The following is a 12,036-nucleotide window of genomic DNA, read 5'->3' as shown; positions in this document are numbered from 1 at the left end:
TTTTACTGCATCAAGAATTAGACCGCTCGCTTCCGTAGCCGGCGGCGTTCACGCTCGGACAATCCGCCCCAAATCCCAAAACGCTCGTCATTCGAGAGCGCGTACTCCAGGCACTGGGCACGGACGTTGCACGCACCGCACACCTTCTTGGCGTCCCGGGTGGAACCGCCCTTTTCGGGGAAGAAGGCCTCGGGATCCGTCTGCGCACACAGCGCATCGGTCTGCCAGCCCAGTTCCCCTTCGTCTGAGAAATCATCATTGCCCGGGCGCAAGCCAATCCAGACCGGGATGGCCATCGGCGCGGGCGCGAGAGCCAACAGCTCCATGGGCGGATCCAGGACATCGTCGTCCTCCGCGCCTATGCCGGCAGCCTCATGGGCAGCGAGGAATGCCGTGGCCGCCTCCTCCAGGGTTTCCTGGGCACTGCGGTTATAGGACTGGGCTGCATCGGGATCCGCTGGATCCACATACCAGTCCGCTGGCACGCCACGGGCGCGAAGATGGGCCGAAGCCGCTTCAGCCACCCGCGAATCGCCGGCCAGAAAATCTACACTCAGCTCAGCTTTCCCCATAACGTCCTCCTGAATGTTTTCGCTCCGGCCTGTCCGTTTTCCAACGACCGCCCGGAGCGAGAGCCGTGATGGCCCGTCGTGCACCTAATTACATAGGTGTAAGACACGATTGGTCAAGCGGGCCGGGATCATATCCAGCATTCCCCCGCGCGCCGCGCCGCGCCACGCCGCGCAATTTGGTGTCGGCACCGTCACAATCCGGCCCGGAACGCACCCTTGCCTGAAAATTCCCTGAGAATTCAGGCGAGAAGCCTGTCACATTGATGACAGAGTGCCACGTCACAGTGGCGAGGATCACAAGCGGACGCGTCGGGCCCGCAAGGTGGGAGGATTCTGTGTATGGCTACCGCACCCTCCTCCCCCGCCGAACTGCTCGCCGCCCTGCGCAAGGTAGACCCCACCTCGCCCCGGCTCACCTGGTATGGGCCCTCGGGAGAGCGCGTGGAACTCTCCGGCAAGGTGCTGGACAACTGGGTCGCCAAGACCGCCAACCTGCTCTGCGACGAGCTGGACGTGGAGCCCGGCTCGGTCATCAGGCTGGATCTGCCGCCGCACTGGCGCAGCCTGTGCTGGGCGCTGGCCGGCTGGGCCGCCGGCGCCACGGTGGATCTGGGCGCCGGGCTGCCCGCCGACGTCGTGGCAACGGCCACGCCCGAGGACGCCGTCCAGGCGCCCGGGGCCCAGGGTGCGCTGGTGGCCGCCGTGGCGCTGCCGGCCCTGCAGATGCGCTGGTTGGGCGAACTGCCCGACGGCGCACTGGACTATGCCTCGGACGTGCGGGCGCACGGGGATGTATTCACCGCATTCTCGGAGCCCGATGGGCACACACTGGCCGTGGCCACCGCGGACGGGCACACCAGCTATGCGGATCTGCTGGGGTCCTATGCGCTCGACGCCGGCGCCGGCCGGGTCCTGCTGCGCGCACAGGACGGGCTGGATGCCGTGTTGCGCGCGGCGCTGGGCAGCTGGGCGGCCGGCGGTTCCATCGTGCTGCTGCACCCGGACGTCGAGGCCACCGAGCGTCTGGTGGAATCCGAACGGATCACCAAAGGCTAGCGGGGTGCCCTCTCCTAGCGGGGCTTCAAGTCCTCGAGCGGCGCCTTGTCCTCGCGGGGCGCCCTGTCCTGGAGGATCTCGTGGTCGTGGGCGAATGCCGGATCGGCGTCGAGCTCCTCGGTGAAGACCCAGAAGCGGTAGGCAAAGAAGCGGAAGATGGTGCCCAGCACCAGTCCCACCACGGAGCCGGCGACAAAGTCCGCATAGGCGGAGGTGTAGCCGAGCATCCAGTGCGAAACATAGACGCAGCCGGCGGCGATGGCGATGCCCACGCCGTTCATCACGGCAAAGAGGACCACCTCGCGCACAACGTTGGCGCGGCGGCGGTGCCGGAAGGTCCAGTAGCGGTTTGCCACCCAGGAGAACAGGGTGGCAACAACTGCGGAGATGATCTTGGCCCGCGTGGGGTGCCCGCCCATGGGGCCGCTGAGGAGCCACAGGTAGATGCTCGTGTCGATGACGAAAGCAACACCGCCGACCACACCGAATTTGGCGACTTCGCGCCAAAACAGTCCTGCAAGGCCGCGTGCTCGGGCCATGACTGTCTGCAACAATTTTCCTCCACGGTGGGTCTACGGCATTCCGGCCAGAGATATCGGCCAACATCCAATTCTAGGCCGGAAGTCTGGACGCCCGGTGCGAACTTCCTGCAATCTGGCCGCCAATGGCCCGCAGGCCCCGGTCCTTGGCCCGCTGTTCGGTAGTCTTGGGCTGTGACTTTTCCTGTAATCGGCGTTGTTGGCGGCGGGCAGCTGGCCCGCATGATGGCCCCTGCCGCCGTAGCCCTTGGTTTTGAACTCCGTGTCCTGGCGGAAGCCCCCGACGTTTCAGCGGTCTCCGCCGTGGCCCAGGCACCGGTGGGCGACTACCGGGATCTGGACACGCTGCGCCGCTTTGCCCGGGGTGTGGACGTCTTGACCTTCGACCACGAGCATGTGCCCACCGAGCATCTGCAGACCCTGATCGCGGAGGGCGTCAATGTCCAGCCGCGCCCGGATGCCCTCATCAATGCCCAGGACAAGCTGGTCATGCGGGCGGCCATCGCCAAGCTCGGCCTGCCCAACCCGGCCTGGGCCGCGGTGTCCTCCGTGGCGGACATTGTGGCCTTTGGCGATGCCAACGGCTGGCCGGTGGTGCTGAAGATGCCGCGCGGCGGCTACGACGGCAAGGGCGTGAAGATGCTCGACGACGCCGCCGAGGCCGCCGCTGCGGCCGACTGGTTCACCGCCATGTCGCCGCTGCTGGTGGAGGCCAAGGTGGCTTTCAGCCGCGAACTTTCCGCGCTGGTGGCCCGCACCCCGGGCGGCGAGGCCAAGGCCTGGCCGGTGGCCGAGTCCATCCAGGTCGACGGCGTGTGCGATGAGGTCATTGCCCCGGCCCCGGGCCTGCCGGCCGATGTCGAGGCCGCGGCCGAGGCCGCCGCGCTGCGCATTGCCGAGGCCTTCGGCGTCACCGGCGTCATGGCCGCGGAGCTCTTCGAGACGCCCGGCGCCGGCGCCGGCTACCTGGTCAACGAGCTCGCCATGCGCCCGCACAACACCGGGCACTGGACCATGGACGGATCCGTCACCGGCCAGTTCGAGCAGCACCTGCGCGCCGTACTGGACCTGCCGCTGGGCGCCACCGGCGCACTCGGGGACATCGTGGTCATGAAGAACTTCCTGGGCGGGGCCAATGCGGACCTGTTCAGCGCCTACCCCGCGGCCCTCGCCGCGGAGCCCACCGTCAAGGTGCACAGCTACGGCAAGTCCGTGCGCCCGGGCCGCAAGATTGGCCACGTCAACGTAGTGGGCAGTGCCGGGGACACCGTGGACGACGTCCGCGCCCGCGCCACCACAGTGGCCTCCATCATCCGCGACGGGGCCGCCCCCGCCGCCAGCACCAGCACCCGGGAGGGGCAGCGATGAGCAGCCAGAGCACCGGCCCGATTGTGGGCATTGTCATGGGGTCCGATTCCGATTGGCCCGTCATGGAGGCCGCCGCCGAGGCGCTGGCCGAGTTCGGCATCCCCTTTGAGGCCGACGTCGTTTCCGCGCACCGGATGCCCACGGAAATGATCTCCTACGGCCAGGCGGCCGCAGACCGCGGTATCCGCGTCATCATCGCCGGCGCCGGCGGCGCCGCCCACCTGCCGGGCATGCTCGCCTCCGTGACCACGCTTCCCGTCATTGGGGTTCCCGTGCCGCTGAAGACGCTCGACGGCATGGACTCCCTGCTCTCCATCGTCCAGATGCCCGCCGGCGTCCCGGTGGCCACCGTCTCCATCGGCGGGGCCCGCAACGCCGGCCTGCTGGCCGTGCGCATCCTGGCCTCCGGCACCGATGGACTCGCGGCCTCGCTGGGCGCCCGGCTGGCGGACTTCGCCCAGGGCCTGAACGACACCGCCAGCGCCAAGGGCGCCTCGCTGCGGGCCAAGGTGGCCCAGGTCTTCCCCCAGACCGTGCCGGCCACCGGGACCTCGGCAGAGGTCGGCTAGGCGCACCCGTGAGCATCAGCAGTCCCAAGGTTTCCCAGGCGTCGGACAGGCCACCGCTCCTGACCGACCCCGTGTGCTTCCCGCAATCGGCCCCCGCGCCGATGCGGACCAAGCGGGCCTTTGTGCTGCTGTTCATGACCCTGCTGGTGCCCGGCAGCGCCCAGATCGTGGCCGGCGACCGGCGGCTGGGCCGGCTGGCGCTGCGTACCACACTGGCTTGCTGGCTGGCGCTGGCGGCCGCCGTCGTGCTGGCCATCGTGGACCGCGAGGCACTGCTGAACCTGTTCACCAACCCGCTTTCCTCGCTGCTGGCCATCGTGCTGCTGGCCGCGGTGGCGCTGGGCTGGGCCACGATGTTCATCAACACGCTGCGGATCATCCGCCCGGTGCTGTTGGCGCCGGGCATGCGCGCCGTCGTCGGCGGCACTCTGGCGGTGCTGATGGTGCTCACGAGCGGTTCCCTGGGCTACACGGCCTACCTGGTCAACTCCGGCCGCAACGCCATCAATTCCATCTTCAGCGCCGGTGGCCCGAACATGACACCGGTGGATGGTCGCTACAACTTCCTGATCATGGGCGGGGACGCCGGCGCCGACCGCACCGGCCGCCGGCCGGACAGCATCATCGTGGTCAGCGTGGACGCCAAGACCGGCGCCGCCGTGACCATCAGCATCCCCCGCAACCTGCAGAACGCCCAGTTCTCGGCGAATTCGCCGCTGCACAGCGTCTACCCCGACGGCTACAACTGCGGTGACAACTGCATCATCAACTTCCTCTACACCGACGTCACCAACAACCACGCGGACCTCTACCCCAAGGCAGCAGATCCGGGTGCCGAGGCCATGATGGACGCCGCCGGCGGCACTCTGGGGCTTGAGATCCAAGGCTATGTGCTCATCGACATGGCAGGCTTCTCCGAGCTGATCGATGCGCTCGGCGGGGTGAAGATCAATGCCGGCGGCTGGGTGCCCATCAGCGGCGACGACGTCTACGGCAACGGCAACCACCTGCCGCCCACCGGCTGGATTGCCCCGGGTGAACAGACCCTCGATGGCTACCATGCGCTCTGGTATGCCCGCTCGCGCCAGTGGGTGCTCGAATATGCGCGCAGCCAGCGCCAGCAGTGCATCCAGGCCGCCCTGCTCAAGCAGATGGACCCCGCCACGGTGCTGACCAAGTTCGATGCCCTCGCCTCCGCCGGCCAGAAAGTCATCGAGTCCGACCTGCCAGCCGGCCAGTTGGGCAGCTTTGTCTCCCTGGCACTCAAGAGCAAGGCGCACCCGCTGGAGCGCCTCACCATCGGTCCGCCGGACTTTGACCTGAACTTCTCCACCTACCCGGACTTCAATGTCATCCACAGCCGGGTCAAGGCACTCATCGATGCCGCCTCCGGCACCCCGGCTGCACCTCCCGCCCCGGCGGCACCGGGCACGGCGGCGGACACGGGAACGGCAGCCGGCACCCCTGCGGCGCCCACCACACCTCCCGCCCCCGCCGCACCGGCTCCGGACGTCTCCGAGGACTACCTGCAGCAACTGGCAGTCAACGGCGATGATGCAACGCTGGAAGCACTGCTCGCCAACAATGGCAGCTGCACCGCCGGCTAGTTTTTGCACCACGGTTTACATTCATTCCCCGCAAGGACGGTACATGTTTTCCCTCACCAATACGCTCCGCCCCTATGCCTGGGGTTCCACCCACGCAATTTCCTCCTTGCTGGGCACGGAACCCTCCGGCGGCCCCGAGGCCGAGCTCTGGCTTGGTGCCCACCCCGATTCACCGTCCCTGGCGCAGCTGCCCGACGGCGGCACCTTGGCGCTGGATGCCCTCATTTCCGCCGACCCCGAGGGCATGCTCGGGGGTGCCAGCCGTGCGGCCTTTGGCGACCGGCTGCCCTTCCTGGCCAAGGTGCTGGCCGCCGAGACCCCCCTCTCGTTGCAGGTGCACCCCACCCTGGCGCGGGCCCGGGAGGCCTTCGCCGCCGAGGAGGCCGCCGGCGTCGACCGCACGGCGCCCCACCGGAACTACAAGGACGACAACCACAAGCCGGAGCTGCTCTTTGCGCTGACCGATTTTGAGGCGCTCTGCGGCTTCCGGGGCGCCCAGCAGTCCCGGGCCATTTTTGCCCATCTTGCCGCCGCCTTTGAGCTGGTGGCCGAAACCATCCCCCCGGTCCTGGCGGATGTCATCGAGGACCTCTCCGGTGCCGATGAACCAGCGGCGATCCGGGCTGCCTTCCAGTGCCTGATCGCGGGCGGCCCGGATGTGTCCGCAGCCGTCGCCGCGACCGCCACGCTCCTTCGCTCCGGTGCACCGATGGCCCCGTACCAAACCGAGCTGTCCACCCTCGTCAACCTCAACGGCGCCTACCCCGGGGATCCGGGCGTGCTCCTCTCGCTGCTGCTGAACCGGGTCTCGCTCAAGCCCGGCGAGGCCATGTACCTGGCCCCCGGCAATGTCCACGCCTACCTGCACGGACTGGGCGTGGAGGTCATGGCCTCCAGCGACAATGTGCTGCGCGGCGGGCTGACGCCCAAGCATGTGGATGTGCCCGAGCTGCTGGCCACCGTCGATTTCCAGGCCCTGCCCGTTCCGCTGCTCGACGCGGCGGAGACGGAGCTGGGCCAGCAGATCTGGGCGCCGCCCTTTGCGGAGTTCCAGCTCCAGCGCATCGAGCTGGCCCCCGGCGCGGAGCCCGTGCCGCTGGCCCAGAACGGGCCACTGCTGGTGCTCGCGGTGGCCGGATCCGTGCTGCTCGATTCCCCGCGCGGGGACATGGTGCTGGACCGCGGCGGCAGCGTCTTTGTGCCGTCCTCGGAAGAGCCCGTCCTGGTGCACCCGCACACCCCGGGCCCGGGCGGCGAGGCCGGCACCGCCGTCGTCTTCGCCGTCACCGTGTCCGGGCTGCAGGAAGCCTAGGCGCCCGCACCAACGAAACCAACGAAGGAAGGGACCGCCCGCGGGCGGTCCCTTCCTGGTTAAAACCGGTGTCGGCGCAGAGCTAGTGTAGTGTCTCAGTTTTGCTTGACGGCTTGGAGCGCAACCCGGCCACGAGCCACTTTTTCCAGGATCGACTCCGCATCCGCGGTCCACACCAAAGGCTTCGGGTCGGCATTGTTCACCTCGATGTATTCCTCGATCTTCGCAATCAAATCAGGCACTGAATGAAAGACCCCACGGCGTAGCGCCTTCTCCGTCAACTCCCTGAACCACCGCTCCACCAGGTTCAACCACGAGGATGAGGTCGGGGTGAAATGCAGGTGGAACCGTGGGTGTTTGGCCAGCCACGCCTTCACGTTCGCATGCTTGTGCGTCGCGTAGTTGTCGATGACCAGGTGGATCTGAAGGCCGGCCGGGACTTCCTTTTCAATGGTTTTCAGGAACACCAGGAATTCATCGTGGCGGTGCTTGGGAACGCAGGAGCCGATGACCTTTCCGGTTGCGACCTCCAGGGCCGCGAAGAGCGTGGTGGTTCCGTTGCGCTTGTAGTCGTGGGTCATCGTCCCGGCCCGCCCCCTGGTCATCGGCAACGACGGCTGGGAGCGGTCCAGGGCCTGGATGGAGGTCTTCTCGTCCATGCAGAACACGATCGCGTTCTCCGGTGGGTTCAAATACAGTCCGCACACGTCGATGAGCTTTTCCTCGAACTTCGGGTCCGTGGAGAGTTTGAAGGTCTTCACCAGATGCGGTTTCAACCCGCGGGCAGACCAGATGCGTTGCACCTGCGCCGGGGAGACCCCGGTCTTCGCGGCCATGGTGCGCACCGACCAATGCGTGTGTCCCTCAGGCTTTGAGTTCTGTGTCAGCTCAACGATTTCGTCGATCGTCGACTGCGGGATCACCGGTTTGCGTCCCCGCCCGCCACGCACCTTCCCGAGCTTGGTCAGGCCTTCCTCGGCGAAGCGGGTACGCCAGGAGCGCACCGTGCCCGGGGTGATGCCCACCACCCGGGCGATCCACTCGTTGGCCAGGCCCTCGGCGGCCATCAGCAGAACCTGCGCCCGCTGCACCTCCCGGTGGGAGGCCACCTGGGATGCGGCCAGCGCTTCCAGGACGGTGCGCTGGGCGTCGGTAAGGGCCAGGGCGGGTGCTGGATTCGACATGATCCCAGCCTAAACCCAAAGTCATTAACTATTTCGGAGACACACCACTAGCGCTTGAGCAGGCCGCGGATCTTCCGCAGCACCTTCTTGGCCAGCGGCAGCGCTTTGGTGTACAGCGGGTAGAGCGGGGAAAGCGGCTTGTCCCAGCTGCCCACCAGCAGGTTCTCGTGCTTGCCAAACATCTTCTTGAACTCGGAGATGCCGTCGTTCAGCAGGCCGTCCAGGTCGTAGCGGAGCACGCCGCGCTCCTGCATGCGCTGGATGGAGAACCACTTCAGGGCGTAGTTGACGTTGAGCTTCTGGCCCTCCACCGTGGCACCGGAGTAGATCTCGAACGACGTCGTGGCGCTGGCCACGTGCCACAGGAAGGCCACCAGGCGGCCCTCGAAGTAGGCGCCGTGGATCTCGGAGGCAGCACCGTAGTTGTCGTGCACCTCGGCGTAGTAGGCGTCCTCGTGCAGGCCAAAGCCCGCGCGCTCGGCCGTGGCGCGGTAGATCGCCATGACCTCCGGGAGTTCGCTGCGCGCCACGACGCGGTAGTCGAGGTCATCGCGGGTGGCCTTGCGGATGTTCTGCCGGTGCTTCTTGTGCATCGCGGCCAGGAGCTCGTCCGGGGTCTGGGCCAGGTCCAGGATCAGCGTGCGCGGGATCAGGATCTGGTTCTCGCTGTGCACGAAGCCCGCGGCCTCCAGCGCCTGCACGGGCGATCCGGCGTCGCCGGCCTCCCAGTCCGGTTCCACGCTGAGCACCACGGAGCCGTGGGCGCCCTTGACGTAGCCGGCGACGGCGTCAAGCACCTCGGTGATCCGCTCCGCCGGCGCCTGCGGGCCGCGCGGAATGTAGGCCAGCGACTTGAACGGGAACGGCAGCGTGCGCAGCAGCACCTGGGCCAGCCCGACGATGGCGCCGGCCTCGGTGACCAGCACGCGCTCCACCTTCCAGCCATGGTTGGCCTTCGTCTGGCCCCATCCCCACAGCTGGAGGGGGTGCCCGTGGGTGGCCTCCACGGCCCCATCCCAACGCGCCCGGTCAGTGCACTGCTCAACGCTCAAAGTCATGCCCTAACCCTATCGGGCCAACAAGTGCCACCAAACCGCGGCCCAGAGGCGGCAATGCGACGGCCCGGGAAACAAACGCGGCCCTGCCGCCCCGGTGGCAGAGTCACCGGGGCGGCAGGGCCGTTGGCGTGCGTTGGCTACCGAGGCGGCGGGGCCGTCATTTTTCGTAGCCGGCATCAAGGGACCTGAGGCCGCCTGCGGCCTGGGGTCCCAGCCGGCGGAAAAATGGCGGACTGCCGCCGGACCCAGCCACGGGGTCGCGACAAGCTCGACCAGCGGGGGTTAGGAGACGCGGGCGTACTGCTCCCACTTCTGGGCCTGGTGCTCGCCCTCGACGAAGCGGATGGTGCCCGACTTGGAGCGCATCACGATGGACTGCGTCAGGACGCGTCCCTTGTCGTAGCGCACGCCGCGCAGCAGGTCGCCGTCGGTGATGCCGGTGGCGGCAAAGTAGCAGTTGTCGCTGGTGACCAGGTCATTGGTGGAGAGCACGCGGTCCAGGTCGTGGCCGGCGTCGAGCGCCTTCTGCTTCTCGTCGTCGCTGGAGGGCCACAGGCGGCCCTGGATGACGCCGCCCAGGGTCTTGATGGCACAAGCGGCCACGATGCCCTCGGGGGTGCCGCCGATGCCCATCAGCGCATCCACGCCGGTGCCCGAACGGGCCGCGGCGATGGCGCCGGCAACATCGCCGTCCATGATCATCTTGGTGCGGGCGCCGGCGTCGCGGATCTGCTGCACCAGCGAGCGGTGGCGGTCGCGCTCGAGCACCATGACGGTGAGCTGGTTGACCTTGACGCCCTTGGCCTTGGCGATCAGGTGCAGGTTCTGCTTGACCGGCAGGCGCAGGTCCACCATGTCGGCGGCCTCGGGCCCGGTGACCAGCTTCTCCATGTAGAAGACGGCGGAGGGGTCGTACATGCTGCCGCGCTCGGCCACGGCCAGCACGGCCAGGGCGTTGTTGATGCCCAGGGCGGTCAGGCGGGTGCCATCGATCGGGTCGACTGCCACATCGCACTCCGGGCCGGTGCCGTCGCCGACGTGTTCGCCGTTGAACAACATGGGGGCCTCGTCCTTTTCGCCCTCGCCGATCACCACGACGCCGTTGAAGTGGACGGTGGACAGGAGCGAACGCATGGCGTCAACGGCCGCGCCGTCGGCCTTGTTCTTGTCACCGAAGCCGACCCAGTGCCCACCGGCGATGGCTGCCGCCTCGGTGACACGGACCAGTTCCAGCGCGAGGTTGCGGTCCGGCTCGTCGTCGCCGACGGCCAGTGCCGGGGAAAGTGTGGAGTACTGTACATCAGATGTGTTCTCGGTCACTGAATTCCTCATCATCGAGTTGGCAGGGCCATGGGCGTTCCCACGTTCATCCCTTGGGGGTGCGCTTTCCTACTGGTTCGATTATAGGTCGGCGCCCTCCGCGGATGAGATGTGACCTCCGCCATGGTGTGATCGGTCCCGGGATGCGGGATCATGGATAGGTGAGCCATACACCAGAAACCGGAACCTCCACCGAGGCACCCCGGCAGGAACCCTCCGCCGCACCCGCACCGGTCAAGCCCGTGATTGCGGCCGCGGCGGCCAAGCGCGCCAATGCCTCGGTCATCGGCATGATCATGGCCCTGGCGGTCTCGCTGGCCGTGGTGGTCCCCGTAGTTTTTCTTAACGCACAGCAGAAAGAGGGATCGTACCGCCAGCCGGTGGTGGTCTCCGAGGTGGCGGGACAGGCGAAGGACGCCGCGGGTTTTTTGCCCGCAGCCCCGGTGCTGCCCGAGGGCTGGAGCGTGAACTACGCACGCTGGAGGAGCGCCGGAGCGGACACCCTGGCCTTTTGGGACGTCGGCTACGTGACGCCCAAGATGGCCTTCATCTCCCTGAAGCAGACGTCCGCGGCAAACCCCACCTGGCTGTTCCAGCAGGCGAAGGAGGCCCCGGTGACAGGTGAGCGCACGGTGGCCGGCACCTCGTGGCAGCTGCGCGACAAGGCCGGCAGCGACAAGAGCCTGATCGCCACCGTTGCGGACGGCACCACCGTAATCTTGACCGGCGGCGCCAGCCTGGACGAATTTGACGTCCTGGCCAAGGCGACCATGACCACCGTCGGCTCCGCTGGAGCCGGGAAATGAGCGGCCCCTTGGCACATGCACTGACTCCGGCCCAGGCCTGGGAGAAATTGATGGACGGCAATGCCCGGTTCGTGGCAGGCACCTCCTCGCACCCCAACCAGGACGCCCCGCGCCGGTCCTCGCTGGCCAACGAGCAGAACCCCTTCGCCGTCATCTTCGGCTGTTCGGATTCCCGCCTGGCCGCGGAGATCATCTTTGACCTGGGCCTGGGCGACGCCTTCGTGGTCCGCACCGCCGGCCACGTCATCGACAACACGGTGCTGGGCTCGCTGGAATACAGCGTCAGCAACCTGGGCGTGCCGTTGATTGTGGTCCTGGGCCACGACAGCTGCGGCGCCGTGACGGCCACCAAGGCCGCCGTCGCCACCGGCGAGATGCCCGTCGGCTTCATCCGCGACCTGGTGGAGCGGATCACGCCCTCGGTCCTGACCTCGCTGCGCCACGAGCACGAGGACGTCAACGACATGGTGGAGGAGCACGTGAAGCAGACGGTGTCCCGGCTGGTGGAGAACTCCCCCATCATTGCCAACGCCGTCGCCGCCCGGAAGGCCGCCGTCGTCGGCCTGACCTACCGGCTCATCGAGGGCCGGGCGGACCTGGTCTCGCACATCGGCGCCGTGACGCCCGAATAGGTTTTCCCGCCCG

12 protein-coding genes are annotated in these 12,036 nt (G+C 67.6%); 7 read left to right on the top strand and 5 right to left on the bottom strand.

All coding sequences use genetic code 11. The annotated features are described in order from the left end of the window. Nucleotides 1–17: 17 nt before the first annotated feature. Nucleotides 18–572, bottom strand: a complete 555-nt coding sequence (locus tag ACQCSX_RS18485; protein ID WP_427016691.1) for a WhiB family transcriptional regulator — start codon at nucleotides 570–572, stop codon at nucleotides 18–20. A 339-nt stretch (nucleotides 573–911) separates the two neighbouring features. Between ACQCSX_RS18485 and ACQCSX_RS18480 the strand changes: the two genes are divergently transcribed. Then, the gene (locus ACQCSX_RS18480) at nucleotides 912–1,628 is read left to right on the top strand and encodes a TIGR03089 family protein (RefSeq protein ID WP_427016690.1); all 717 of its coding nucleotides are present in this window, start codon (nucleotides 912–914) and stop codon (nucleotides 1,626–1,628) included. A 14-nt stretch (nucleotides 1,629–1,642) separates the two neighbouring features. Here ACQCSX_RS18480 and ACQCSX_RS18475 read toward each other — a convergent pair whose 3' ends face one another. Further along, entirely contained in the window at nucleotides 1,643–2,167 is a 525-nt protein-coding gene (locus tag ACQCSX_RS18475; RefSeq protein ID WP_427016689.1) for a GtrA family protein, read from the bottom strand. Between the two features lie 174 nt (nucleotides 2,168–2,341). Here ACQCSX_RS18475 and ACQCSX_RS18470 point away from each other — a divergent pair, with 174 nt between their 5' ends. From ACQCSX_RS18470 to manA, 4 genes are all read left to right on the top strand, one after another. Then, complete coding sequence (locus ACQCSX_RS18470; protein WP_427016688.1) at nucleotides 2,342–3,535, top strand: 5-(carboxyamino)imidazole ribonucleotide synthase; 1,194 nt, start codon at nucleotides 2,342–2,344, stop codon at nucleotides 3,533–3,535. Next, the gene (purE, locus tag ACQCSX_RS18465; RefSeq protein WP_427016687.1) at nucleotides 3,532–4,104 is read left to right on the top strand and encodes a 5-(carboxyamino)imidazole ribonucleotide mutase; all 573 of its coding nucleotides are present in this window, start codon (nucleotides 3,532–3,534) and stop codon (nucleotides 4,102–4,104) included. Before ACQCSX_RS18470 ends, purE begins: the two co-directional genes overlap by 4 nt. A 101-nt stretch (nucleotides 4,105–4,205) precedes the next feature. Then, nucleotides 4,206–5,711 (top strand): LCP family protein, encoded by a 1,506-nt coding sequence (locus ACQCSX_RS18460; RefSeq protein ID WP_427019095.1) that lies wholly within the window; start codon nucleotides 4,206–4,208, stop codon nucleotides 5,709–5,711. Between the two features lie 43 nt (nucleotides 5,712–5,754). Further along, a complete protein-coding gene (gene manA / locus ACQCSX_RS18455) occupies nucleotides 5,755–7,023 on the top strand; it encodes a mannose-6-phosphate isomerase, class I (RefSeq protein ID WP_427016686.1) in 1,269 nt (422 codons plus the stop codon). 95 nt (nucleotides 7,024–7,118) lie between these two features. Here manA and ACQCSX_RS18450 read toward each other — a convergent pair whose 3' ends face one another. The 3 genes from ACQCSX_RS18450 to glpX form a co-directional block, all read right to left on the bottom strand. Beyond that, nucleotides 7,119–8,207 carry an IS630 family transposase gene (locus ACQCSX_RS18450; protein WP_427015746.1) on the bottom strand — a complete coding sequence of 363 codons (1,089 nt, stop codon included), beginning with the start codon at nucleotides 8,205–8,207 and terminating at the stop codon, nucleotides 7,119–7,121. 47 nt (nucleotides 8,208–8,254) lie between these two features. Next, complete coding sequence (locus ACQCSX_RS18445) at nucleotides 8,255–9,265, bottom strand: lipid II:glycine glycyltransferase FemX (RefSeq protein ID WP_427016685.1); 1,011 nt, start codon at nucleotides 9,263–9,265, stop codon at nucleotides 8,255–8,257. 282 nt (nucleotides 9,266–9,547) lie between these two features. Beyond that, nucleotides 9,548–10,597 carry a class II fructose-bisphosphatase gene (gene glpX, locus ACQCSX_RS18440; RefSeq protein WP_427016684.1) on the bottom strand — a complete coding sequence of 350 codons (1,050 nt, stop codon included), beginning with the start codon at nucleotides 10,595–10,597 and terminating at the stop codon, nucleotides 9,548–9,550. 149 nt (nucleotides 10,598–10,746) lie between these two features. On the opposite strand from glpX, the gene ACQCSX_RS18435 reads away from it, so the two are divergent. Together ACQCSX_RS18435 and ACQCSX_RS18430 are read left to right on the top strand one after the other, a co-directional pair. Then, nucleotides 10,747–11,391, top strand: a complete 645-nt coding sequence (locus ACQCSX_RS18435) for a DUF4245 domain-containing protein (RefSeq protein ID WP_427016683.1) — start codon at nucleotides 10,747–10,749, stop codon at nucleotides 11,389–11,391. Between the two features lie 8 nt (nucleotides 11,392–11,399). Next, nucleotides 11,400–12,023, top strand: a complete 624-nt coding sequence (locus ACQCSX_RS18430) for a carbonic anhydrase (RefSeq protein WP_427016682.1) — start codon at nucleotides 11,400–11,402, stop codon at nucleotides 12,021–12,023. Nucleotides 12,024–12,036 lie beyond the last annotated feature (13 nt).

It is taken from the genome of Pseudarthrobacter sp. P1, assembly GCF_050156935.1.
Taxonomy (GTDB): domain Bacteria; phylum Actinomycetota; class Actinomycetes; order Actinomycetales; family Micrococcaceae; genus Specibacter.
Note: the sequence above shows the minus strand (reverse complement) of the source record. Positions and strands in the feature narration are given on the sequence as shown.

Coding starts and splice junctions, on each gene's coding strand:
- ACQCSX_RS18475 (WP_427016689.1), bottom strand. CDS start 2,167: ATGGCCCGAGCACGCGGCCTTGCAGGACTGTTTTGGCGCGAAGTCGCC.
- ACQCSX_RS18460 (WP_427019095.1), top strand. CDS start 4,206: ATGCGGACCAAGCGGGCCTTTGTGCTGCTGTTCATGACCCTGCTGGTG.
- purE (WP_427016687.1), top strand. CDS start 3,532: ATGAGCAGCCAGAGCACCGGCCCGATTGTGGGCATTGTCATGGGGTCC.
- manA (WP_427016686.1), top strand. CDS start 5,755: ATGTTTTCCCTCACCAATACGCTCCGCCCCTATGCCTGGGGTTCCACC.
- glpX (WP_427016684.1), bottom strand. CDS start 10,597: ATGAGGAATTCAGTGACCGAGAACACATCTGATGTACAGTACTCCACA.
- ACQCSX_RS18450 (WP_427015746.1), bottom strand. CDS start 8,207: ATGTCGAATCCAGCACCCGCCCTGGCCCTTACCGACGCCCAGCGCACC.
- ACQCSX_RS18485 (WP_427016691.1), bottom strand. CDS start 572: ATGGGGAAAGCTGAGCTGAGTGTAGATTTTCTGGCCGGCGATTCGCGG.
- ACQCSX_RS18445 (WP_427016685.1), bottom strand. CDS start 9,265: ATGACTTTGAGCGTTGAGCAGTGCACTGACCGGGCGCGTTGGGATGGG.
- ACQCSX_RS18480 (WP_427016690.1), top strand. CDS start 912: ATGGCTACCGCACCCTCCTCCCCCGCCGAACTGCTCGCCGCCCTGCGC.